Raw genomic sequence first — 24,277 nt, forward strand, 5'->3', positions numbered from 1 at the left:
TCTTTGCAGCGATAGGAATGGAAGAGGGGGCAACGATGTCCCCTCGTTTTTTTCACGACAACGACCGTTATGATAGACAAAAAAGAGTTAGAGGCACTGGTTCAGGAGGGGTTGGCAGGAACCGACTGTTTCCTGGTCGATGTACAGGTGAGTCCCGATAATGTACTGGTGGTGGAGATCGATAACGAAGAGGGGGTGGACATAGATCGCTGTGTGGCCCTGCACCGTTTTTTGGAGTCGAAGCTCGACCGCGACGTTGAGGATTATGAACTCGAAGTGGGTTCGGCCGGCATCACCTCGCCCTTCAAGGTGTTGGGGCAGTACAAGAAGAACATCGGCAACGAAGTGGAGGTGCTCACCAAGGACGGGCGGAAGCTGTCGGGCATCTTGAAGAGTGCCGACCCCGAGAAGTTTGTCGTGACCGTGACCAAGAAGGTGAAGAGCGAAACCAGCAAACGCAAAGTAGAGGTGGAAGAGGACTGCACCTTGACCTACGATGAAATAAAATATACAAAATATCTAATCAGATTTAAATAATATGGCAAAAAAAGAGGAACCCGTAAGCATGGTCGATACCTTTGCTGAGTTCAAAGAGTTGAAGAACATCGAGATAACCACGATGATCAGTGTGCTGGAAGAATCTTTCCGGAATGTGTTGGCAAAGATGTTCGGGACCGATGAAAATTTCGACATAATCGTGAACCCTACCAAGGGCGACTTTGAGATATGGCGTAACCGTGAAATCGTTGAAGACGGTGCCGTGACCGACAGCAACTTGCAAGTGTCGTTGTCGGAGGCTCGCAAGACCGACCCCGACTTCGAGGTTGGCGAGGAGATGACCGACGAGGTTCATTTCGAGAAATTCGGCCGTCGGGCCATCTTGAACCTGCGCCAGACGTTGGCCTCGAAGATTCTCGATTTGCAGAAAGATGCCATTTACAACAAATACAAGGATAAAATCGGCGAGTTGGTAAGCGCCGAGGTTTACCAGATTTGGAAAAAGGAGATGTTGCTCATCGACGACGACGGCAACGAGTTGCTGCTGCCGAAGACCGAGCAGATTCCGTCGGACTTCTACCGCAAGGGCGAGACCGTGCGGGCTGTGGTGCTCGATGTCGACAACAAGAACAACAATCCCAAGATTATCGTTTCGCGCACGTCGAACGACTTCCTGCGCCGCCTGTTCGAACTCGAAGTCCCCGAGATTCATGACGGCCTCATTCTCATACGGGCCATTGCCCGCATTCCGGGCGAGCGTGCCAAAATCGCCGTCGAGTCGTATGACGACCGCATCGACCCCGTAGGAGCCTGTGTGGGTGTGAAAGGTTCGCGTATCCACGGCATCGTGCGGGAGTTGCGCAACGAGAATATCGACGTCATCAACTACACCTCCAACCCCTCGCTCTTCATACAGCGTGCCCTGAGTCCTGCCAAGATTTCGTCCATACGGTTGAACGAAGAGGAGAAAAAGGCCGAGGTATTCCTCAAACCCGAAGAGGTTTCGCTTGCCATCGGTAAGGGCGGTTTGAACATCAAGCTCGCCTGCATGCTCACCGGTTACAATATCGATGTATATCGCGACATCGACGAGGACGAAGAGGAAGATATCTACCTCGACGAGTTCAGAGACGAAATCGACGACTGGGTAATCGAGGCCTTGAAGGGTATCGGTTGTGCCACGGCCAAGAGCGTGCTGGCTTTGCCGCGCGAAACCTTGATCGAGAAAGCCGATCTCGAAGAGAGCACCGTCGACGAGGTACTCTCTATCCTGAAAGCGGAGTTTGAAGAATAATCCGCTGCGGAGGGGGCGCCGAGTGCCGCTCCCTTGTGCCTTCGAGAAAGGCCTCTTTTTATTCTTCCAAATATTTATAAACTAAAACTGAGTATGTCGATAAGGTTAAATAAAGTAGCAAGAGATTTAAATGTAGGAATCCAGACCGCTGTCGAGTTCCTGCAAAAGAAAGGTTTTACGGTAGAGGCTAATCCCAATGCCAAGATAACCGACGAACAGTATGCCCTGCTCGTGAAGGAGTTTAGCAAGGACAAGAGTTTGAAACTCGAGTCGGAGAGCATTAGTCTCGAACGGCACAAAGAGCGCATCAAAGCTGCGGCATCGGCCGAGGCCGAAAACAATGCTCAGGCCAAGGGAGAACCGAAAGAGGTAAAAACCGTTATTCCCGAGCCCCAGCGACCCAAGGTGGTGGGGCATGTCGATCTCGACGCCCTCAACCGTCCCAGAACGGCCGACCACCACAAACCCAAGGAGACTGTGGTCGAGAAGCCGGCCGAAGAGCAGCCCAAGACTGTGGAGAAACCGGTTGAGGAGAAGAAGGTGGAGGCTGCTCCGGTTCAGCCCGAAGTGAAACCTCAGCCCGAGACTCCGGCGGCATCGGCCCGGCCCGAAACTCCTGTCGAGCCGCAAAAACCGGCTCCGGCTCCCGTTGCCGAAACTCCGGCTCCCGCACCGGCCGAAAAACCTCAGGAATCTGCTACTGCCTCCCAATCGCACGACGACGAGGTGTTTACTCTCGGCCGTCCCGCCTTCACCTCGAATATCAATGTGGTGGGGCATATCGACCTCGACGCTCTTAACCAGCAGACTCGCCCCAAGAAAAAGACCAAGGAGGAGAAACGCAAGGAGCGCGAGAACAAGGAGAAACAACGCCAGGAGGCTCACAAGCCTGCTACTGCCGGCAATGGCGACGAGGCCAACGCACAAGGCGGCGAACGTCGCAAACGCCAGCGTATCAGCAAGGAGAAAGTCGACATCTCGAAGAGCATATCGTCGATGGGCGGCAACCAGCCGGCCCGGGGCGGAAACAACAAGAACAACAATAACAATAAACCGAACAAACAGAAACAACGCCCCATCAAGGCCGAGGTAAGCGAAGAGGACGTTCAGAAACAGATCAAGGAGACTCTCGCCCGCCTTACCACCAAGGGGCAGAAGAAGTCGGCCAAGTGGCGTAAGGAGAAACGCGAAGCCTTCTCGAACCGTGAGCGCGAACTTGCCGAGATGGAAGAGGCCGAGAGCAAGGTATTGAAGCTGACCGAGTTTGTGACGGCCAATGACCTGGCTTCGATGATGAACGTGCCGGTCAACGAGGTTATCGCCACCTGCATGAGCATCGGCATCATGGTCTCCATCAACCAGCGCCTCGATGCCGAAACCATCAATATTGTGGCCGAGGAGTTCGGCTTCAAGACCGAGTATGTGAGCGCCGAGGTAGTCGAGGCCATTCACGAGGAGGAAGACAAGGAGGAAGACTTGCAGTCGCGTCCGCCGGTCGTAACGGTGATGGGTCACGTAGACCACGGTAAGACCTCGTTGCTCGACTACATTCGCAACTCCAATGTGATTGCCGGCGAGGCCGGAGGTATCACCCAGCACATCGGAGCCTACAACGTGAAGCTCGACGACGGCCGTCGCATCACCTTCCTCGATACGCCGGGTCACGAAGCCTTTACCGCCATGCGTGCCCGTGGTGCCCAGATGACCGATATTGCTATCATCATCGTGGCTGCCGACGACAACGTGATGCCGCAGACCGTCGAGGCCATCAACCACGCATCGGCCGCAGGTGTGCCCATCGTCTTTGCCATCAACAAAATCGATAAGCCCAATGCCAACCCCGACAAGATTAAGGAGGAGCTGGCCAATATGAACTACCTGGTTGAGGACTGGGGCGGTAAATACCAGTCGCAGGAAATCTCGGCCAAGAAAGGTACCGGCGTACACGAGCTTATGGAGAAGGTGCTGCTCGAAGCCGAACTGCTCGACCTGAAAGCCAACCCCAACCGCAAGGCCACGGGTACGATCATCGAGTCGACCCTCGACAAGGGTCGGGGCTACGTAGCCACCGTACTGGTACAAAACGGAACACTGCACAAGGGCGACATCGTCTTGGCCGGGACCAACCACGGTCGTGTCAAGGCCATGTTCAACGAGCGCAACGCCCGCATCGATTCGGCCGGTCCGTCGGCCCCGGTACAGATACTGGGATTGAACGGAGCCCCTCAGGCCGGCGATACCTTCCACGTGATGGATACCGAACAGGAGGCACGCGAGATTGCCAACAAGCGTGAGCAACTGCAACGCGAGTTGGGCCTGCGCACCCACAAGCTGCTCACCCTCGACGACATAGGCCGCCGCATCGCCGTCGGCAACTTCCAGGAGCTGAACCTCGTGGTCAAGGGCGACGTGGACGGTTCGGTAGAGGCTTTGAGCGACTCGCTCATCAAACTCTCCACGCCTCAGATTCAGATCAACGTGCTGCACAAGGCCGTGGGGCAGATTTCCGAGTCGGATATTACGCTGGCCGCCGCCTCCAACGCCATCATCATAGGCTTCCAGGTGCGTCCTTCGGTAGCTGCCCGCCGGTTGGCCGAGAAAGAGGGTGTGGACATACGTCTCTACTCGATTATCTACGACGCCATCGAAGAGGTGAAAGCCGCCATGGAGGGTATGTTGTCGCCCGAAATCAAGGAAGAGATTCTGGGTACGGCCGAGGTACTGGAAACCTACCACATCACCAAGGTGGGTACCGTGGCCGGCTGTATCGTGAAGGAGGGCAAGATCAAACGTTCGAGCAAGGTGCGCCTGATACGCGACGGTATCGTCATTTACAGTGGCGACCTGGGTTCGTTGAAGCGCTTCAAGGACGATGTCAAAGAGGTGGCTACCGGCTTTGAGTGCGGTTTGAACATAGCCAACTACAACGATGTGAAGGTAGGCGACCTGATCGAAGCCTACGAAGAGGTAGAGGTAAAGAAGACCCTTTAAAACATAAGGAGTTTATAATAGGACAAGGCTGCCCTGCTGCGCGGGGCGGCCTTTGTTATCCGTCTTTAACGCATAATAAGACCGAAAACTCTGCCATTCAAAATAAAAGAAGTAATTTTGCGCTGCTAAGAAACGCGTGTTGAAACGATGAACTATATCGATTTTATCATAGTGCTGATTGTCCTCGTGGGTGCCTTGTACGGGCTCATCAAGGGCGTGTTCCGTCAGTTGGGGTCGTTGGGCGGTTTTGTGGCCGGCATACTGGTCTCGCGGTTGTTCGGCGGTTCGTTTGCCGGGCTGCTGCAACAGATGTTCGACCTGCCGGCAGGCGTGAGCCGCATCGTCGCCTACTCGGTGCTGTTCTTGCTGGTCTACCTGGTATGCCTGCAACTGATGCGGCTCATACACCACATTTCGCATCAGGTGGCGCTGGGGTGGCTCGACCGCTTGGGCGGAGCCCTTTTCGGGGCGGCCAAGTACCTGGTAATTCTCAGCATTCTGTTGAATCTCGTTCATCTGGTCGATTCCAAAATACGGGTGCTGCCGTCGCATGCGGTAGCTACCGCTCATCTCTATCAGCATACGCTGCGTGTGGCTCCGGCGCTTTTTTCGATAGCCCAGGAGCAGTTGGCCGCGGGAAACAAACCCGATGACCGATTGTTTATTCCTTGTGCAACGGCAAGCGACGAGCCCTATCTCTGTTGTGAAAATAGTAAAGACGATTGAAAATGAAACAGGAGAATCCGAATGAAATATTAAACGACGTTACCGCTAACGAGTACAAATACGGTTTCGTCACCGATATTGAGACCGATATTATCCCCAACGGTCTGAGCGAGGAGATTATCCGCCATATCTCCGAGAAGAAGGGCGAGCCCGAGTGGCTGCTCGAATTCCGGCTCAAAGCCTATGCCTACTGGAAGACGCTCGAGATGCCTCATTGGGCGCATCTGACGATTCCCGAAATCGACTATCAGGCCATCAGCTACTATGCCGCTCCCAAGACCAAGACGGCTCCCAAGAGCCTCGAAGAGGTGGATCCCGAGTTGCGCAAGACTTTCGACAAGCTGGGCATCTCGCTCGAAGAGCAGATGAAGCTGTCGGGGGTGGCCGTCGATGCCGTGATGGACAGTGTGTCGGTGCGCACCACCTTCCGAGAGAAGCTGGCCGAGCTGGGTGTCATCTTCTGCTCGTTCAGCGAGGCGGTGAAAGATTACCCCGACCTGGTGAAACGCTATCTGGGTTCGGTCGTGTCGTATCGCGACAACTTCTTTGCCGCCCTCAACTCGGCCGTGTTCAGCGACGGCTCGTTTGTCTATATCCCCAAGGGGGTGCGCTGCCCCATGGAACTGTCGACCTACTTCCGTATCAACGCCGCCAATACCGGTCAGTTCGAGCGCACGCTCATCGTGGCCGACGACGACAGCTATGTGAGCTACCTCGAAGGGTGTACGGCCCCCATGCGCGATGAGAATCAGCTGCACGCTGCCATCGTCGAGATTGTGGTGCACGACCGGGCCGAGGTGAAATACTCGACCGTGCAGAACTGGTATCCCGGCGACAAGGAGGGGAAAGGTGGTATCTACAATTTCGTGACCAAGCGCGGCATGTGCAAGGGCGACCATTCGAAACTGTCGTGGACCCAGGTCGAGACCGGTTCGGCCATCACCTGGAAATACCCCAGTTGCGTGTTGGCAGGCGACCACTCGGTGGGCGAGTTCTACTCCGTTGCCGTCACCAACAACTATCAGCAGGCCGACACGGGTACCAAGATGATACACATCGGCAAGAACACCCGCAGCACCATCGTCTCGAAAGGTATATCGGCCGGTCGCAGCCAAAACAGCTACCGCGGTCTGGTGAAGGTATTGCCCGGTGCCGAAAATGCCCGCAATTTCACCCAGTGCGACAGCCTGCTGCTCAGTTCCGACTGCGGGGCGCACACCTTCCCCTATATGGATATACAGAACGATACCGCTATCGTCGAGCACGAGGCCACCACCTCGAAAATCAACGAAGACCAGATTTTCTACTGCAACCAACGGGGTATCCCCACCGAAGATGCCGTGGGGCTTATCGTCAACGGCTATGCCAAGGAGGTGATGAACAAGCTGCCCATGGAGTTTGCCGTAGAGGCTCAGAAGTTGTTGCAGATTTCGCTCGAAGGTTCGGTGGGATAAGGCGTTGCCGGCGGGGAGGCCCTACCGCTTCCCGGCCGTGGAATAGAATGAAAGAAAAAAATAAAATCAGATATCTATGTTGAAGATTACAGACCTGCATGCCAGTATCAATGGCAAAGAGATATTGAAGGGCATCAACCTCGTGGTGAAACCGGGCGAGGTGCATGCCATCATGGGACCCAACGGATCGGGCAAGAGTACGCTCTCGGCCGTGCTGACCGGTAATCCCGCCTACGAGGTGACCCACGGTTCGGTCGAGTTTTACGGCAAGGACCTCCTGGCCCTTTCGCCCGAAGACCGTTCGCACGAGGGGCTCTTCCTCAGTTTCCAGTACCCGGTCGAAATTCCGGGGGTGAGCATGGTCAATTTCATGCGCACGGCCGTGAACGAGCAGCGCAAGTATCGCGGACTCGAACCCCTCTCGGCCTCCGATTTCCTGAAACTCATGCGCGAGAAACGTGCGATTGTCGAGCTCGACAACAAGCTGGCCAGCCGCTCGGTCAACGAGGGTTTCTCGGGCGGTGAGAAGAAACGCAACGAGATTTTCCAGATGGCCATGCTGGAGCCCCGTCTCTCGATTCTCGACGAGACCGACAGCGGTCTCGACATCGACGCCCTGCGCATCGTCGCCGGGGGGGTGAACAAGTTGAAGAGCGAGAAGAACGCCACCATCGTCATCACCCACTACCAACGGTTGCTCGACTACATCGCTCCCGATTTCGTACATGTGCTCTACAAGGGCCGCATCGTGAAGTCGGGTGGATCCGAGTTGGCCTTGGAGCTCGAAGAGCGCGGTTATGACTGGATTAAGAAAGAGTTGGGTGAAATTTAAGAGAGTTATGAGTGCAGTACAGCAATATATAGATTTATATCATGCGCAGAGGGATTTGATTACGGGCCATTCGTCGCCGGTGATGAACGCCTTGCGCGACGAGGCGGTTGCGCTGCTCGAAAGCCGGGGCCTGCCCACGCTCAAAGACGAGGAGTTCCGCCGCACCGACATCGAGGCCCTCTATGCCCCCGACTATGGCTTGAACCTGGGACGGGTCAACATCGAGGTCAATCCCTATGAGGTGTTCCGTTGCGATGTGCCCAACCTGAGCACGTTGCTCTATTTTGTGGTCAACGATACCTTCTATGCGCAGGCCCAGCCCGCAGCAACCAAGTTGCCCGAGGGTGTCCTCGTGGGCAGCCTTTGCGAGATGGCCTGGCAATATCCGCAACTGGTGGAACGCTATTACGGTCGTGCCGCCGACATGAAGCGTGACGGTACGGTGGCGCTCAACACCGCCTTTGCCCAGGACGGCTTTTTCATCTATATCCCCGACGGGGTGGTTGTTGAAAAGCCCATTCAGCTGGTGAATATCCTGCGGGGCAATGTCGATTTCATGGTCAACCGCCGGTTGCTCATCGTGGTGGGCAAGGGGGCGCAGGCCAAACTGCTGGTGTGCGACCACTCCGACGAGTCGTCGGTACGCTTCCTCGCCTCGCAGGTGTGCGAGATTTTTGTCGACGACGATGCCGTGTTCGACTACTACGACATGGAAGAGTCGTCGGAGAATACGGCCAAGGTGGCCTCGGTATTCGTGCGTCAGGGAGCCCGGTCGAATGTGCTGGTAAATGGTATCGTGTTGCACAACGGCATCACCCGCAGCAACTACTACTCGACCTTCGCCGGCGAGCATGCCGAGTTGTCGCTCTGCGGCATGGGCATTGTCGACAAGGAGCAGTCGGTCGACACCTATACCTTCATCGACCATGCCGTTTCGCATTGCCACAGCAACGAACTGTTCAAATACGTACTCAACGACTCGGCCCGCGGTTCCTTCTGCGGCCGTATCCTGGTGCGTCACGGGGCTCAGAAGACCGAGGCCTATCAAGGCAACAAGAACCTGTGCGCCTCGCCGCTGGCCAAGATGTACACCAAACCTCAGCTCGAAATTTATGCCGACGACGTGAAGTGCAGCCACGGAGCTACCATCGGACAGCTCGACCAGAATGCCCTGTTCTACATGCGGTCGCGCGGTATCACCGAGGCCGAGGCCCGCATGTTGTTGATGTTTGCCTTTACCAACGATGTCATCGAGCAGGTACGTCTCGACGCCCTCAAAGACCGGTTGCGCCAGTTGGTCGAGAAGCGGTTCCGCGGGGAGCTGGCCAAGTGCTCGGGCTGCCAGGCGTGCCGTCAGGATTAAAAAGAAGAAAGGAGTTCCACCATGTTGGATATTGAGAAGATAAGAGACGATTTCCCCATTCTGAAACGGGAGGTATCGGGGCGTCCGCTGATTTATCTGGACAATGCGGCCACCTCGCAGACCCCCCGATGCGTAGTCAACCACATTGCCGATACCTACTACCGGGTGAATGCCAACGTGCATCGCGGGGTGCATACCCTCAGCCAGGAGGCTACCGATGCCCACGAGGCGGCCCGTCGCCGGGTACAGCAGTTCATTGGTGCCGCTTCGCCTTCCGAGATTATCTTTACGCGGGGGACGACCGAAGCCATCAACCTGGTGGCCTCGTCGTTCGGCGACGAGTTTCTGCACGACGGCGACGAGGTGATTCTCACCGTGATGGAGCACCATGCCGATATCGTGCCCTGGCAACTCCTGCAACGCCGGCGCAAGATCAAGTTGCGGGTAGTCCCCATCAACGAGCGGGGCGAACTGCAACTCGATGTCTATAAACAGCTCTTCAATGAGCGCACCCGTCTGGTAGGCGTCGCACAGGTCTCCAACGTGCTGGGTACCATCAACCCGGTGCGCGAGATGATTGCCTATGCCCACTCCCAGGGGGTGCCGGTGCTGGTCGACGGCGCTCAGGCCATACCTCACCTGCGGGTGAATGTGCAGGATCTCGATGCCGATTTTTATGCCTTCTCGGCCCACAAGATTTATGGCCCTACGGGTATCGGCATACTCTATGGCAAGGAGAAGTGGCTCGATGCCATGCCTCCCTATCAGGGGGGTGGCGAGATGATTGCTCACGTCGACTTCTCGGGAACCACCTTCGGCGAACTACCCTTCAAGTTCGAGGCGGGAACGCCCGACTATGTGGGTACGGCCGCCTTTGCTTCGGCACTCGACTATGTCGACAGTATCGGGCTGGAAGCCATCGCCGCCCATGAGAATGAGCTGATGCGCTACACCACCGCCCAGATGGAGCAGATCGAGGGTATGCGCATCTTCGGCACCTCGCCCCACAAGAGCTCGGTCATCTCGTTCCTGGTCGACGGCATACACCACTACGACATGGGCATGCTGCTCGACAAGTTGGGGGTAGCCGTGCGCACGGGTCACCACTGCGCCCAGCCGCTCATGACCTCGCTCGGTATCGAGGGGACGGTGCGGGTGTCGTTTGCCATGTACAATACCCGGGCCGAGGCCGACGCCTTTATTGCCGCCCTGCATCGGGTAGTGAAGATGTTTCGCTAAGAAAACTGTACGGAAATAAATCGAGGGTTCTGGGGTGGCCGGTGGTCGCCTCAGAACCTTTTTTTACCTTTGAGAAAGTAGTCGATGGTGATGTTTCGTCCCGTCTCGGGGAATCGTCCCAGCAGGTTCTCGTCGGGGTAGCGGGTGTATTGCTTGCGCATCTTGCGGAAGTCGTTGTGGGCCCGCAGTATGGCCCGGGCGTGGGGTAGCTGTCCCAACATGACGAATCGTGCAAAGGCCAGCGTGTCGTAGAGCCTGCGGATAAACAGAATCTTTTTCCCCTCCTGCCTGGGCAGGTTCTTGTGCAGCATGAGCAGGTTGTTGCGGAAGTTGAGGTAGGTCTTTCGCGGATTGGAGGCATCGAGCGAGGCTCCACCCTGGTGGTAGACCACACTTTGCGGCACCACGGCAATGCGGTGCCCGGCCAGGTGAATGCGCCAGCAGAGGTCTATCTCCTCCATGTGGGCGAAGAAGCTGGGGTCGAGACCGCCTACCGCGCGGTAGACGGCCGTGCGCACGAAGAGGGCGGCGCCGCTGGCCCAGAAGATGTCGAGCGGGTCGTCATACTGTCCGTGGTCGGTTTCGAGCGTGCCGAACAGACGTCCCCGGCAGAAGGGGTAGCCATAGCGGTCGATAAATCCGCCGGCGGCTCCGGCATATTCGAATTTCTCGGGTTCGCGCAACGCCCGTATCTTGGGCTGGCAGGCAGCCACGTCGGGGTGAGCCTCGACGAAAGCGAGCAGCGGTTCAATCCACTGGGGGGTCACCTCGACGTCCGAGTTGAGCAGCACGGCATATTCGTAGTCGAGCGCGTCGAGCGCCCGGTTGTATCCCTCGGCAAAGCCGTAGTTGCGGGGGAAGAGCAGGGTGCGCACCTGGGGAAACTCCCGGTTGAGAATCTCGACCGACGTATCGTCCGACCCGTTGTCGACGACAACCACGTCGGCCAGCCGGTCGTTGGTGTGGGCGCATACCGAGGGGAGGAAGCGGCGCAGCAGGGCGGCACCGTTCCAGTTGAGAATGACGACGGCGACTTTCTTTTTCATATTCTCAGGTATTGGGAAAGTTTTCGTGTTTGTATTTCCAGCGTTTGTGGGTCCAGAGCCACCCCCAGGGTTTGCGCATGATGGTCTGCTCCATCAGGGCGGTATAGCGGTCGGTGATTTCAAACTCGGGCAACTCGTTGGGGTGCAGGGCAATCTCCCGGATTGTAGCCTTGTAGTATCCCCGTTTCACCATCTCGACATCGAAGTAGAGCACGGCAAAGTCGGCCTTGCGGGCAATCTTTTCGTAGCCGGTGAGCACGGGCGAGTCCTGTGAGAGGAATCGGGCCCAGTGGTGAATGTTGGCCGGCGAGGGGGTCTGGTCCGACATGAAGCCGGTGATGGAGGGACGGCCCGAGCGTTTCATCTGCAAGATGGCCCGCAGGGTATCTTTCTTGGCGATGCAGACGGTGCCGAAGCGGGAGCGCAGTTTCAGGAAGAAGCGGTCGAACCATTTGTTGTTCAACGGGCGGTATATCTGGCCCGAGATGGCTTCGGGGTGGTGTATCCACAGGGTGACGGAGGGTACCCACTCCCAGTTGCCGAAGTGGCCCAGCAGAATGATGATGGAGCGGTTCTGGTCAAACAGGCGGTCGATGATGTCGGTCTGCTCGAATACCATGCGGCGACGCATCTCGCTGTCGGAGATGTGCAGCAGCTTTATCGTCTCTACGACGTAGTCGCAGAAGTGGCGGTAGAATCGCTTTTCGAGCTGCCGCAACTCCCGGTCGCTCTTGTCGGGGAAAGAGTTGCGCAGGTTCTCGAACACCAGCTTGCGGCGGTAGTGCACCACGTAGTAGAGCGGGTAGTAGAGCAGGTCGGCCAGCAGGTAGAGCACTCGCATGGGCAGCAGCGCATGCAGCTTGAACCAGAGGTAGAGCGGCGAGTAGAGGATATTTTGGAGCGTCTCTTTTTTCATGTCGTGCAAGTTATATTTCAGTGGCAATGAGCGCATCGCCTGCCGCGTTGAAATCGCCCAGCCGCACCGGTCGGCAGGTGTTGACCCACTCTTTGCGGTAGGGCATCTCCACCCGTATGTAGTTGTCGGTGAAGCCGTGCATGGGAGCCCCCTTGCGCGGTTGCTCGAACAGCACGGGGCGTGTCGACCCCTGGAATCGGGTGTAGAAGTCGTGCAGTTTCCGTTCCGATATTTCGAGCATGCGGCGGCAGCGTTCGTGTCGCTCGGGAATGGGCACGACCGGCTCGATTTTCAACGCCTGCGTGCCGGGCCGCTCGGAGTAGGTAAAGACGTGCAGCTGAGAGATGTCGAGCCCCTCGACAAAGCGGCGGCTCTCCTCGAACAGCTCTTCGGTCTCGCCCCGTACCCCGGTGATGAGGTCGACCCCGATAAAGGCGTCGGGCAGCAGGCGGCGAATGGTCTCAATCTTGTGGGCGAACAGCGCGGTGTCGTAGTGGCGGTGCATCAGTTTCAGCACCGTGTCGCTGCCCGACTGCAACGGTATGTGAAAGTGGGGGGCAAAGCGTTTCGAGGTGGCGACGAAGGCGATAATCTCGTCGGTGAGCAGGTTGGGCTCTATCGAGGAGATGCGGTAGTGGGCGATACCCTCGACCTGGTCGAGCGACTTGATGAGGTCGAGGAAGGTCTCGCCCGTCTGTTTGCCGAAGTCACCGATGTTTACCCCCGTGATGACAATCTCCTTGCCCCCGGCAGCCGCTACCTCGCGGGCCTGAGCGGTGAGCTGTTCGATGGTGCCGCTGCGACTGCGTCCCCGGGCAAAGGGTATGGTGCAGTAGGTACAGAAGTAGTCGCACCCGTCCTGCACCTTCAAGAAGTAGCGGGTGCGGTCGCCCCGCGAACAGGAGGGCGAGAACTTGCGAATGTCGCGGGTAGGGGTAGTGACTACATGACCCGATTCCTGTTTGTGCAGGTCGCCCAGATATTGCAAGATGTCGAGTTTCTGTTCGGCACCCAACACCAGGTCCACGTCGGGTATATGGGCAATCTCGTCGGGTTTGAGCTGGGCATAGCAGCCGGTCACGACGATAAAGGCCTGCGGGTGTTGCCGGGCAATCCGGCGAATGGTCTGCCGGCACTTCTTGTCGGCCAGTTCGGTCACCGAGCAGGTGTTGATGACACAGATGTCGGCTTTCTCGCCCGGACGTACCTTGCGAATGCCGTGCGCTTCGAGCATCTTCCCAATGGTAGAGGTCTCGGCAAAATTGAGTTTGCAACCCAGGGTGTAGTAGGCCGCGGTTTTATCTTGAAATGTATTTACATCGATCATACGACAGGTGGTTTCAAAAGCCAATATAGGCGACAAAGTTACTCATTTCGTTTAAAAATGTGCCACCCTCTCTTTTGAATAGTTGTGTAGGAATGTATGATTTTACAAACAAAGTCGTATATTTGCTACCAAACTAGTTAGATTGGGAGTATGATTTCTGAAAATTTCATTAAGATATACGAGTCGAGTTTTCGTGAAAACTGGGACTTGCCGGCGTTGACCGACTATAACGAACAGCGCACCTATACCTATCAGGACATGGCTCGCGAGATAGCCAAATTGCATATCCTCTTCCGCCATTGCCAAATCAGGCGAGGCGACAAAATCGCCCTCGTGGGGAAAAACACCCCCAACTGGTGCATCGCCTTTATGGCCACGGTATCGTATGGCGCCATTCTGGTACCCATCTTGCAGGAGTTCAATCCGCACGACATACACCACATTATCAACCACTCCGACTCGGTATTGCTCTTCGTGGGCGAGAACATCTGGGAGAATATCGAGATGGAGAAACTGCCCGAGGTGCGTGCCGCCATTTCGCTGCAAGATTTCTCGTGCCTCGTGCAACGCGACGGCGAGGAGATAGCCAAGTGTCTGCGCGACATGAAACGCCGTTTCAAGAATACCTATCCGAACGGGTTCAGCCGCGACGACATTCGCTATGCCGACCTCGACAACGACAAGGTGGTACTCATCAACTACACCTCGGGGACGACCGGATTCAGCAAGGGCGTCATGCTCACGGGCAACAACCTGGCGGGTAATGTGATGTTCGGCATTCGGTCGCACCTGCACTACAAGGGGAGCAAGTGCATCTCGTTCCTGCCGTTGGCTCATGCCTATGGTTGTGCATTCGACCTGCTGGTGCCGTTGGCCGTGGGTACGCACATCACTCTTCTGGGAAAAATTCCTTCGCCCAAAATTCTGTTGAAGGCGTTGGAGGAGGTTCGTCCCAACCTGATAATCTGTGTGCCGCTTATTCTCGAAAAGATATACAAGAAGCAGATACAACCGCTGCTCAACAAGACTCCCATGCGCTGGGCGTTGAACATACCCATTCTCGACAACCGCATCTACGGGCAGGTGAGAAAGAAACTGATCGATGCCTTCGGTGGCCGCTTCGAAGAGGTGATTGTGGGCGGTGCCCCCATCAACCGCGAGGTGGAGCAGTTCCTGCACAAAATCAAGTTCCCCTTTACCGTGGGCTATGGCATGACCGAGTGTGCCCCGCTGGTGAGCTACACGTCGCACCGCGAGTTCCGTCCCGGATCGGCCGGCCGCACGCTGTTCGGGTATGTCGAGACCAAAATCGATTCGCTTGACCCGGAGAATATTCCCGGCGAAATCTGCGTGCGGGGCGAGCATGTGATGAAGGGCTATTACAAGAACGAGGAGGCTACCAAAGCCGTGCTCGATGAAGACGGGTGGCTGCACACCGGCGACATGGGTACCATGACCCCCGATGGCACCATCTACATCAAGGGCCGCAGCAAAACGATGATTCTTACCTCGAACGGGCAGAACATCTACCCCGAGGAGATTGAGGCCAAGTTGAACAACATGCCCTTCGTGATGGAGAGCCTGGTAGTCGAGCGTGACGGAAAACTGGTGGCGCTCGTCTGTCCCGATTACGACGCCATGGACAGTTACGGCGTGTCTAACCACGATTTGCCCATGGCCATGGAAGAAGTTCGGGGCAATCTCAACAAAATGTTGGCTCCCTACGAGCAGATTACCCGAATCCAACTCTATCCGAATGAATTTGAGAAGACCCCGAAGCGTAGCATAAAGCGCTATTTATATGATAATTGAGCTTTTTTGAGGTGATTTTTCACAGAAAAAACAAAATATTCTGAAAAAAAAATAAGATTAGGAGTACAACATATAAAAAGAATATATACCTTTGTAGCGTTTTTGAAGCAAAAAAATATTGTTTTATCTTTAATTTGAAGGAAATGAAAAAGTTAGTTTTGTTCTTCGCTGTTGCTTTTGCAATGTCTTTCGCTTCTTGTGGTAATAAAGCCGCTGAGTCTACTGAAGCTGTTGATAGCGTTGCTGTTGTAGAAGAAGTTGCTGTTGAAGCAGTTGATTCTGCCGCTGTTGACTCTGCTGCTGCTGATACTACTGTAGAAGCTGCTGCTGTTGTTGCTGAATAATTTACAGCAAGAACTGAGAAAGAATTGGGGCTATCCCTCGGTGAGGGTTAGCTCTTTTTTTTATCCTGCTGATGTAGCGGTCGATTTTCCTCGAAAGGGAGAAAGAGACGAGCGATTCTATCGCGGGTAGTATACACATAAGACGAGGGCGACTCTCCTGACGGGAGCCGCCCTCGTTGTTTGTTGTCCCCGGGGAAGGGGAATTATTTTATTTTCATGATTTTGCGTATCGTGTTGGGAATCTCGGTGTTGTCGTTCAAGGTGCCGAACTGTTGGGCCTGGCAGCCGATGGCATAGAGGGGAACGAAACTGCCGGTGTGCGAGAAGGTGGTCCACCCTACACCTATTTTTCGGGCCAACAGAGCGATGGCTTCGGCTACGAGCGGTTCGTTGCGGGAGTATAGCGTAATCTCCTGTTCGGAGTTCTTCTTGACGATGGTCTCGTAGTAGCATTGCATGAGTTTCGCCTCTTCGCCGGCATTCACGGGAATCTTGTCCCACAACCCGGTATTCTCGGCCAGGATTTTCCGAGCCTTTTCCCAGGTGTCGATTTCACCCGTCTTTCTCAGGCGTTGGAACAGATTTGAGAGCGACTCTTTGGACATCTTCTGGTAGTTAACATACTCCCAGTGGAAAGGTTTCATACTGGTTTCGCCCAAGGTGAGTCCGCCGGTTTCATGGTCGGCCGTCACGATGATGAGGGTTTCGTCGGGGTGTTGTCGGTAGAACTCGTAGGTCAACTTGACACAGCGGTCAAACTCGGCACCCTCTTTCACGGCAGTAGCAATGTCGCAGGGGTGCGAGGCGTGGTCGATGCTGGCCCCCTCGATCATCATGAAGAAACCCTTCTTCCCCTTTTCCCGGCTGAGTTTGTCGATACCGGTCTTGACCATAAATTCCAAACCCATGGCTTCGGGGTCACGTTCGATGACGTAGGGCAGCCAAGAGCGCAGCGTTGTGTCGGCATCGAGCAGGAGAACCTTGTCGGCCTGGGCATCGAAGCCGTCGATACCCCGGCATATTGTGTAGCCCTTTTGACGGTAGTAGTCGTAGAGCGAAGGTTGTTTCTGGTCCTTGCCGTAGGGCTGTTTCAGGGCGCTGCCGGCCAGATAATCGAACTGGCTGTCGGCACCGTCGCGCCCGATGAGGTAGGCATCTTTGCGCATTTGCGAGGCATAGAAGGCGGCCGGAGTGGCGTCGTCGATTTGTCCGCTGGTCACGATGCCGATGGCATAACCTTTGTCGCGCAGCTGTTTGGCGATTGAGGTGAGCGGTTTCCCCTCGGGGTCGATACCCACAAAATCGATGTTGGTCCTATGGCCGGTAGCCAGTGCCGTACCCGCTGCGGCCGAGCAGGTGATGAGGCTGTTGTTGGCGTAGGTCCTGATGGCCGACCGCACCGGGAAGTCGAGAATGGCGAGCGACTCCTTGCCGTTGGGGTTGTTGCCGTGTTCGTAGTAGAGTTGGGTGGCCATGACGTGGGCGAAGCTCATGCCGTCGCCGATACAGTAAAAGATGTATTTGGGGGTCTTGGCCGACAATAAGGTAGTGGAGATGAGTAGGATAACCAGAGTTAAAACCCATTTTTGTGCATTCCTTTTCATAGCTGTTTATCTGTTTGTTTCGGGGATAAAGGTATAAAAACTCGTTGAGAAAAGAAGAACCCCCGTCGTTACCAAAATGTTACAACGGGGATTTTATAGAAATTTAAGAGGTGTCTTTGAATGTGGACAGGCTGATTTAGTCTTCGACTGTTTCGGGGTGGAAGGTGAGTCGTTTGCCCGGGGTGCGGTTCAGAAGCCGCCCCTCGGCAAACACCTCGTTGCCGTTGACAAAGGTCCGTTCGATTGAGGAGGGGAAAGTGTGCCCCTCGAAGGGCGACCACCCGCATTTCGACAAGATGTTGTCGCGGGTAACGGTGTAGGGCTTGTGGGGATCGACCACCACGAGGTCGGCATAGTAGCCGGGGCGCAGATAGCCGCGTCGCTCTATGCGGTAGAGTTGAGCCGGGGCATGGCACATCTTCTCGACAACCCGTTCGAGCGGGAACTCGCCCCGTTGCGACAGTTCGAGCATCACTTGCAGGGAGTGCTGTACCAGGGGACCACCCGAGGCCGCTTTGAGGCATGAGCCCTGCTTCTCGCTCCACAGGTGCGGGGCGTGGTCGGTTGCTACCACATCGAGACGATTGTTGCGCAGGGCTTCGAGCAAGGCTTTGCGGTCGCCGCAGGTCTTGATGGCAGGATTCCATTTGATGCGGTTGCCGTATTGGGCATAGTCGTTGTCGTCGAACCAGAGGTAGTGCACACACACCTCGCCGGTAATGCGTTTCTGGGCGAGGGGCGCCGCATCGAGCAGCGACATCTCGCGGGCCGTCGAGAGATGTAGCAGGTGCAGCCGGGTGCCATATTGCGAGGCCAGTTCGGCTGCCCGTGACGACGAGGCATAGCAGGCCTCGGCACTGCGGATAAGGGGGTGGAAGAAGATGGGCAACTCCTCGCCGAACCGCTCGGTGTAGTACTTTCGGTTGGCCTGTATGATGTGCTCCTCTTCGCAATGCACGGCGATGAGGGCGGGAATCTCGGCAAAGATGCGGCGCAGTGTCTTTTCGTTATCGACAAGCATGTTGCCGGTCGACGAGCCCATGAAGATTTTCACGCCGCACACTTGTGAGAAATCAACCTGTTTGAGCACCTCGAAATTATCGTTGGTGGCACCGATGTAGAACGAGTAGTTGGCCGGTGACACCTGGGCAGCCCGCTCATATTTCCAATCGAGGGCTTCGAGTGTGGTCGTCTGAGGTTTGGTGTTGGGCATATCCATGAACGAGGTGACACCACCGGCCACCGCGGCTACCGACTCGGTGGCGATTTCGGCCTTGTGGGTAAGCCCCGGTTCTCTGAAATGCACCTGGTCGTCGATAGCACCGGGCAGCACCCATTTGCCCGTAGCGTCGATGATGCGTTGGGCAGTGCCAGCCACCGTTTCGGGCAGTTCACCCCGAATGATGCTGTCGATACACACCCCGTCGATGACGACCGAACCCGTAAACCGTTCGCCGTCGTTTATGATTGTGCCGTTTTTGATAATCGTTTTGCCCATGTCGAGTGGTAATTATGAAGATTCCTCGATACCCGTCGGGTTACCGTTTGGGATATTTGCGGAACCAGCTGTCTATTTTCAGTTTGATGACTCCGAATACGGCCTCGCCGAAAATGCTGCTGTTCATTTTGCTCTCGCCCAATACCCGGTTGATGAATATGATAGGCACCTCCTTGATGACAAATCCGCACTTGTAGGCGGTGAATTTCATCTCGATCTGGAAGGCATAGCCCTTGAACCGAATCGAGTCGAGACCGATGGTTTCGAGCACCCGGCGACGATAGCAGACGAAGCCTGCCGTTGTGTCGTGAATCTTCATGCCGGTGATGAAGCGCACATATTTCGAGGCGAAATAGGACATCATCACCCGCCCCATGGGCCAGTTCACCACGTTGACCCCTGTCACGTAACGGGAGCCTATGGCCACATCGGCACCGCCGGTCTTGCAGGCCGCCAGCAGGTTCATCAGATCTTGCGGGTTGTGGGAAAAGTCGGCATCCATTTCGAAGATATACTCATAGCCGCGGGCAATAGCCCATTTGAACCCCGTGATATAGGCCGTGCCCAGTCCCTGTTTGCCGGGGCGTTCGAGCATGTGGAGTGCTCCGGGGAACTGCTTTTGCAGCGAGCGCACGATGTCGGCAGTCCCGTCGGGCGAGTTGTCGTCGATGATGAGGATATGAAAGGAGCGAGGCAACTCGAATACGGCATGGATAATTGCAGCAATATTCTCCTTCTCGTTATAGGTGGGAATGAGAACGATACAGTCTGATCTCGAAGGTGCAACAGGGTCCATATGATTTTTGTTTGGATATTACAGGAGCAAATATAGTGAAAGGCGAGCGCAAAGGCAAATGAAAACGTAGTTTTCAGAATTGCCTTGGTCGGGGGTATTCTAGCCGAGAATTTATCGAGGGGCAATTCCCCGGTGCTCGAATGCCCGATAGTCCTCCTCGTCGAAAGGAAGATACTGTATCGGTATCGGGGTATTGCGCTCACCCAGGTAGTAACGTTTGTCGAGGTGGAACGAGGGGCTTACGAGCGAGAGGGTATCGTTACGATAGTCGGTGTCGATACCACCGATGGCCAGCAGCGTGTGGAAGACTACCCGCGAGTCGAAGGGGGTGGTGTGGCGCTCCCGGGCCTGTTGTATCTCTGTGGGGAATTGTTGGGCATACTGCGGCGAGAACCACAGGATAAAGGGTACATGTAATTGGTAGTAGGTGGGAACGGGTGAGGCGTGCAGAAACCGGTTGCGGTCGTCGTCGAGCAGGTCCTCGCCGTGGTCCGACAGGTAGAGCATGGCCGCTGTCTTGCCACTTTGGGCGAGACGTTCGATTATCTGGTCGAGAAACCGGTCGGTTGCTACAATCGAGTTGTCGTAGGCATTGATCATGGCCTGTCGGTCTTTGCGGTTTATCTCGCTGATACGGTCGGGGGTGAATACCCGGCAATCGGCCGGGTATCGCTCGCAGTAGTTGAAATGAGATCCGTAGGTGTGCAGCACAATGAGTTGCTTGGTGGCTCCGCTGCGGAGCAGTGAGTCGACAACGGGCAACAGCGCATCGTCGAGTACGTGAGGCTTGTTTTTGGGGGCAATAAGATATTGTGTGCAGTCGGCTTCGTCGGCAAAGAAGTCGGTAAACGAGCTGTTGTGCAGCTGGTTGGAGATGAATGCCGTGCGGAATCCGGCCTGTTTGAAGGCGGAGATGAGGCTCTTTTGGCGGTAGATTTGGTTGAAATCGAGTGCGTCGGCCGGAGAGAGCATGAGGGGTACACTCTTGTGGGTAGCGTTGATTTGGGTGAGCACATCGTCGAAGTGAATTACATCGCGTCGGGCTCTCAGTCGGGGAGTGGTGTTGCGCTCGTATCCGTAGAGTCCCCAGTTCCCGGCTCGGCCTGTCTCGCCGATGACAAAGATATAGACTTCGGGTTGCCTGGGGTCGCGGGTCGAGGAGGCGTGGTAGTTAAAGTCGCGCGAGGTGCGTTTGTAGTTTTTGGAGGCCTCCCAACTGCGCACGGCAAACCGGGCGTTGTTGAAGGCGTTGATGGGGTAAAGGTTGTCGAGCCGAGCCCGATGTGGGGCTTTGCGATGGGCTGGTGTATAGACCAGTACACCGCTTCCCAGCATGAGCATGGTCAGCATGAATATCCGTTTTCGGAAGAGCGGAGAGAGGGTGTCGCTTCGTCGTATGGAGTAGACGGCCAGAGCCAGAGCCGGCAGGTAGAGCACGAATACACCCACGACGGCTGGGGCCAGCTTGTCGAGCAACTCGAAGGCTTCGCCGCTGTTGGTGGTGAATATGTTGAGGAACATGTCGGAGGCGATGATGGAGTTCCCGAAGAGGTAGAGCAAAACCAGTTGGACGGCGCTGATGAAATGCAGCGGCAGTAGTGCCCAGAATGTAATACCCGGTTTGCGCGACAGGTTGAGCAGCACTAGATAGAGGGCTCCCGGTATGAGGATATACGAGACCTTAAACAGCGCGGGCAGATGCTCGGTGAAGCACAGGAATATGTTGGGCACCAGCATGATGACCGCAAATATCCAGAAGATACGCCGTTGTGTGAAGAGTCGATTAAAATGCTTCATTGATGTTGAATAAAAATCCCGATTGTCCTTTCTTGCCAAATCCGTAGTCGAGTCGCAGATTCACCCGGTTCTTGAACTCCCAGCGGTAGCCAATCCCGTAGTTGGGCAGTGTGTGGTTCCACTTGAAGCCCGAGAATGAGGGGAAGACGTTTCCGGCTCCCACCCACACGGCGATACCGTTGCGTCGCCAGATGTGCTGCCGCAGTTCCAGTTGGGTTTCAATGAGGTTCTTGTCGCGGTAACGCCCTTCGTAGTATCCTCGCATACGGGTCGAACCACCCAGCGAGGCAAGCATGTTCCAGGGCACATCGCCGTAGTTGAATTCGCCGTGCAGGTCGAAGGCGAGAATCGCTCCCTTCCATAACCGCTGGTAAGCGTCAAAGACAAAAGCGGTGCGGGTGAAGGGGTTTTTGTTGCCGAGAAACCGGGGAAAGAAACGTTGGTTTATGTTCAGATAAATTCCACGGGCGGCATTGGGAATAAAGTCGCGGCTGTCGTAGGTGAGCACCAGTCCCACGCTGGTGCTGATGACTTCGTGCGGTTCGCCGTTGAGCAGTTCGGGCTTGGTAAAGCGCGAGCCCTTCACCCAGTTAAACCCCGTGGAGATACCTCCATAGAGATTCCGGTGGAAGCGGGCCAGCCAGTTGGCGAGCAGAATGGTTTCAAGCCGGTTGTAGCTGCTCTTGTTGGCGTTGTTGTTGCCGTTGTCGTAGCCAATTCCCCAAAAGTCGCTGGGGAAGGTATAGAGATAAAAATCGTAGTCGATGCGATATTTGTTTTCGGGGAAGAGGTTGTTGCCCTTCACCCCGATGAGCAGGAATCCTGTGGTGGTGGCATCGCCATAGAGCGATACGTTGGAGAGTTGTGTGAGTGAATCGCGACGCGTGCGATAGGTCCCTGATGCCACTATACCCAGCCCCAACTTGGTGGTCGACGAGTAGTGGGGACCGCCGATGATACCAAAATCGAATTTCTTTTCGGGCCGGGGCTCATTTGATTCGTTAAAATAGTTGATGACCTTTTGGAAGAGATTCAACTTTTTAGGGGCCGGTTCGGGAGAGAGAAGTGTGTCGATTGAAGCTATTGCAGTAGTGTTGTCGTTCCCGGTCGTAACCTGGGCTTTTGTAGAGCACAGTGTTCCTGCGGCGAGGAAGCCGAGGCAGAGGAGCGAATGTCGTACAAATAGTTTCATATATAATTGGGTTAGGTTCTCTCACGAGTGGGTTGCAAATGTATATCTTCTGAGTTTAATTGCCTAATCGCTTTTTAGTCAACTTGTTAACTTTTGTATAAATTTTCTTTTTGGAGGGACGCTCGAAAAAGCGATATCCCGGGAGAGGCCGATTCGTTTTTCCACGTAATAACAAATTACGGTTCAGAAGGTTTGACTCGGTGACACTATTTATATAAAAAGTCTTTTGTTTAATAAATCGAGCCTGTCGAAGGAGGTAAACTTTTTGAGATTTTTGTGACAGTTGCCCGAGAATTAATAGGTCTCAACAGACCTGCAAACTATTTGTTATAATTCTCGAAAATGCTCTTCTTGACCGCTTGGGCGGCGGCTCGGCAGAGTCCGACCTGAAAACGGTGTTTTCTATGTCGCTACTCTCGACTTTGGCTGATTTTGCTGGATACCGCATCGAGGTGCGGTATGACTTGCGGGTGTCACTTCGCGCTGTGACGTGGGGACCAGTTGGGGAGGCGTATCAAGAGATACAGCCCGGCAGAGTTCAACTCGAAAACTGTGTTTTCATTTGCCACGGCTCTCGCCTTTCACTATCTTTGTAGAAGATAGGAGGCGTCTCAGCATAAAAATCAAGCAAGCCTGTTTTTCTGCTTTCGACTTTCACTATCTTTGCTACCAAATAAAAATGAACGCTATGAGTATATTGAAATCGGGAAAGCCGGTGGGGTTGGCCTGCGACCATGCCGGATATGAGATGAAACAAGTTGTGATGCAGGAACTCGATGCTCGGGGTATTGCTTATAAAGATTTCGGTACCTATTCGACCGACAGTTGCGATTATCCCGACTATGCCCACCCCCTGGCCATTGCCGTGGAGCAGGGCGAGTGCTATCCGGGTATTGCCATTTGCGGTAGCGGCAATGGCATAAACATGACGTTGAACAAGCACCAGGGCATTCGCGCCGCCTTGTGCTGGACCGAAGAGATTGCTTCGCTGGCCCGTCAGCACAACGATGCCAACGTGCTGGTGATGCCCGGTCGGTTCATTTCGGCCGATTTGTGCCGTCGTCTGGTCGACATCTTTCTGAACACCGAGTTTGAAGGCGGTCGCCACCAACGTCGCATCGACAAGATACCGGTGAAGCAATAACGATCGGGGGTTGCAGGATTACCACTCGACCACGACCGAGACGTCGCGAATATCGCCGGTAATGGGAGGTTTCTCTTTTGTCACGATGATCTTGCCGCCGGTGATGGAGGGGAATTGGTGGGTGAGAGCTGTAATGATGCGGCCGGCTACATGCTCGAGCAGTTGCGATGGGTGGGCCATCTCGTCGGCAATAACCTGATAGATGTCGGCATAGTTGACCGTGTCGGTCAGAGCGTCGGAGGTGAGTGCTCGCGAGAAATCGGTATAGAGCGTAGCCTCTACCCTGAAATAGTTGCCCGCTTTCTGTTCCTGCGGCAATACGCCATGATAGGCATAGAAGCGCATGGAGCCGATGTGTATCGCTGTCTTCATAAGAAAAACTTTTGGGTAAAGATAGTGAAAGG

General features: G+C 55.2%; 19 protein-coding genes and 2 pseudogenes. 12 read left to right on the forward strand and 9 right to left on the reverse strand.

All coding sequences use genetic code 11. The annotated features are described in order from the left end of the window. Positions 1 to 69 precede the first annotated feature (69 nt). The 9 genes and pseudogenes from rimP (at position 70) to BARVI_RS08945 (ending at position 10,397) form a co-directional block, all read left to right on the forward strand. Complete coding sequence (gene rimP, locus BARVI_RS08910) at positions 70 to 537, forward strand: ribosome assembly cofactor RimP (protein WP_025278902.1); 468 nt, start codon at positions 70 to 72, stop codon at positions 535 to 537. 1 nt (position 538) lies between these two features. After that, complete coding sequence (nusA, locus tag BARVI_RS08915) at positions 539 to 1,792, forward strand: transcription termination factor NusA (protein WP_025278903.1); 1,254 nt, start codon at positions 539 to 541, stop codon at positions 1,790 to 1,792. A gap of 93 nt (positions 1,793 to 1,885) precedes the next feature. Next, positions 1,886 to 2,117 (forward strand): annotated as a pseudogene (locus BARVI_RS13670) (hypothetical protein); the annotation flags it as partial. A gap of 425 nt (positions 2,118 to 2,542) precedes the next feature. Further along, positions 2,543 to 4,783, forward strand: a pseudogene (infB, locus tag BARVI_RS08920) (translation initiation factor IF-2); the annotation flags it as partial. 147 nt (positions 4,784 to 4,930) lie between these two features. After that, positions 4,931 to 5,509: a CvpA family protein gene (locus BARVI_RS08925; protein ID WP_025278905.1), complete on the forward strand. Its 579-nt coding sequence runs from the start codon at positions 4,931 to 4,933 to the stop codon at positions 5,507 to 5,509. Positions 5,510 to 5,511: 2 nt separating this feature from the next. Then, the gene (gene sufB / locus BARVI_RS08930; protein ID WP_025278906.1) at positions 5,512 to 6,963 is read left to right on the forward strand and encodes a Fe-S cluster assembly protein SufB; all 1,452 of its coding nucleotides are present in this window, start codon (positions 5,512 to 5,514) and stop codon (positions 6,961 to 6,963) included. Between the two features lie 76 nt (positions 6,964 to 7,039). After that, positions 7,040 to 7,795 (forward strand): Fe-S cluster assembly ATPase SufC, encoded by a 756-nt coding sequence (gene sufC, locus BARVI_RS08935; RefSeq protein ID WP_025278907.1) that lies wholly within the window; start codon positions 7,040 to 7,042, stop codon positions 7,793 to 7,795. Between the two features lie 7 nt (positions 7,796 to 7,802). Beyond that, positions 7,803 to 9,158 (forward strand): Fe-S cluster assembly protein SufD, encoded by a 1,356-nt coding sequence (gene sufD, locus BARVI_RS08940; protein ID WP_025278908.1) that lies wholly within the window; start codon positions 7,803 to 7,805, stop codon positions 9,156 to 9,158. A 21-nt stretch (positions 9,159 to 9,179) separates the two neighbouring features. Then, positions 9,180 to 10,397 (forward strand): aminotransferase class V-fold PLP-dependent enzyme, encoded by a 1,218-nt coding sequence (locus tag BARVI_RS08945; RefSeq protein ID WP_084547031.1) that lies wholly within the window; start codon positions 9,180 to 9,182, stop codon positions 10,395 to 10,397. Between the two features lie 50 nt (positions 10,398 to 10,447). Here the strand turns inward: BARVI_RS08945 and BARVI_RS08950 are convergent, their stop codons facing one another. Genes BARVI_RS08950 through mtaB form a run of 3 tightly spaced genes read right to left on the reverse strand, consistent with a single transcriptional unit; the run spans position 10,448 to position 13,686 of the window. After that, a complete protein-coding gene (locus tag BARVI_RS08950) occupies positions 10,448 to 11,443 on the reverse strand; it encodes a glycosyltransferase family 2 protein (RefSeq protein ID WP_025278910.1) in 996 nt (331 codons plus the stop codon). 4 nt (positions 11,444 to 11,447) lie between these two features. Then, on the reverse strand, positions 11,448 to 12,359 hold the full coding sequence (locus tag BARVI_RS08955) for a lysophospholipid acyltransferase family protein (RefSeq protein ID WP_025278911.1): 912 nt from the start codon (positions 12,357 to 12,359) through the stop codon (positions 11,448 to 11,450). Between the two features lie 10 nt (positions 12,360 to 12,369). Next, positions 12,370 to 13,686 carry a tRNA (N(6)-L-threonylcarbamoyladenosine(37)-C(2))-methylthiotransferase MtaB gene (gene mtaB / locus BARVI_RS08960; protein ID WP_025278912.1) on the reverse strand — a complete coding sequence of 439 codons (1,317 nt, stop codon included), beginning with the start codon at positions 13,684 to 13,686 and terminating at the stop codon, positions 12,370 to 12,372. Between the two features lie 150 nt (positions 13,687 to 13,836). Here mtaB and BARVI_RS08965 point away from each other — a divergent pair, with 150 nt between their 5' ends. Together BARVI_RS08965 and BARVI_RS08970 are read left to right on the forward strand one after the other, a co-directional pair. Then, entirely contained in the window at positions 13,837 to 15,498 is a 1,662-nt protein-coding gene (locus BARVI_RS08965; protein WP_025278913.1) for an AMP-binding protein, read from the forward strand. A gap of 143 nt (positions 15,499 to 15,641) precedes the next feature. Beyond that, entirely contained in the window at positions 15,642 to 15,842 is a 201-nt protein-coding gene (locus BARVI_RS08970) for a PG1828 family lipoprotein (RefSeq protein WP_025278914.1), read from the forward strand. A gap of 203 nt (positions 15,843 to 16,045) precedes the next feature. On the opposite strand, the gene BARVI_RS08975 is transcribed toward BARVI_RS08970, so the two are convergent. From BARVI_RS08975 to BARVI_RS08995, 5 genes are all read right to left on the reverse strand, one after another. Beyond that, positions 16,046 to 17,446 (reverse strand): alkaline phosphatase, encoded by a 1,401-nt coding sequence (locus tag BARVI_RS08975; RefSeq protein ID WP_025278915.1) that lies wholly within the window; start codon positions 17,444 to 17,446, stop codon positions 16,046 to 16,048. Between the two features lie 136 nt (positions 17,447 to 17,582). Beyond that, positions 17,583 to 18,944: a dihydroorotase gene (locus tag BARVI_RS08980; RefSeq protein WP_025278916.1), complete on the reverse strand. Its 1,362-nt coding sequence runs from the start codon at positions 18,942 to 18,944 to the stop codon at positions 17,583 to 17,585. Positions 18,945 to 18,984: 40 nt separating this feature from the next. After that, the gene (locus BARVI_RS08985; protein WP_025278917.1) at positions 18,985 to 19,740 is read right to left on the reverse strand and encodes a polyprenol monophosphomannose synthase; all 756 of its coding nucleotides are present in this window, start codon (positions 19,738 to 19,740) and stop codon (positions 18,985 to 18,987) included. A gap of 111 nt (positions 19,741 to 19,851) precedes the next feature. Next, positions 19,852 to 21,537, reverse strand: a complete 1,686-nt coding sequence (locus BARVI_RS08990; protein WP_025278918.1) for a lipid A phosphoethanolamine transferase — start codon at positions 21,535 to 21,537, stop codon at positions 19,852 to 19,854. Continuing rightward, entirely contained in the window at positions 21,524 to 22,729 is a 1,206-nt protein-coding gene (locus BARVI_RS08995; RefSeq protein ID WP_025278919.1) for a BamA/TamA family outer membrane protein, read from the reverse strand. Before BARVI_RS08995 ends, BARVI_RS08990 begins: the two co-directional genes overlap by 14 nt. A gap of 688 nt (positions 22,730 to 23,417) precedes the next feature. On the opposite strand from BARVI_RS08995, the gene rpiB reads away from it, so the two are divergent. Continuing rightward, positions 23,418 to 23,873, forward strand: a complete 456-nt coding sequence (gene rpiB, locus BARVI_RS09000; protein WP_025278920.1) for a ribose 5-phosphate isomerase B — start codon at positions 23,418 to 23,420, stop codon at positions 23,871 to 23,873. 18 nt (positions 23,874 to 23,891) lie between these two features. Here rpiB and folB read toward each other — a convergent pair whose 3' ends face one another. Next, the gene (gene folB / locus BARVI_RS09005; RefSeq protein WP_025278921.1) at positions 23,892 to 24,245 is read right to left on the reverse strand and encodes a dihydroneopterin aldolase; all 354 of its coding nucleotides are present in this window, start codon (positions 24,243 to 24,245) and stop codon (positions 23,892 to 23,894) included. Positions 24,246 to 24,277 lie beyond the last annotated feature (32 nt).

The organism is Barnesiella viscericola DSM 18177, assembly GCF_000512915.1.
In the GTDB taxonomy this organism is placed as follows: domain Bacteria; phylum Bacteroidota; class Bacteroidia; order Bacteroidales; family Barnesiellaceae; genus Barnesiella; species Barnesiella viscericola.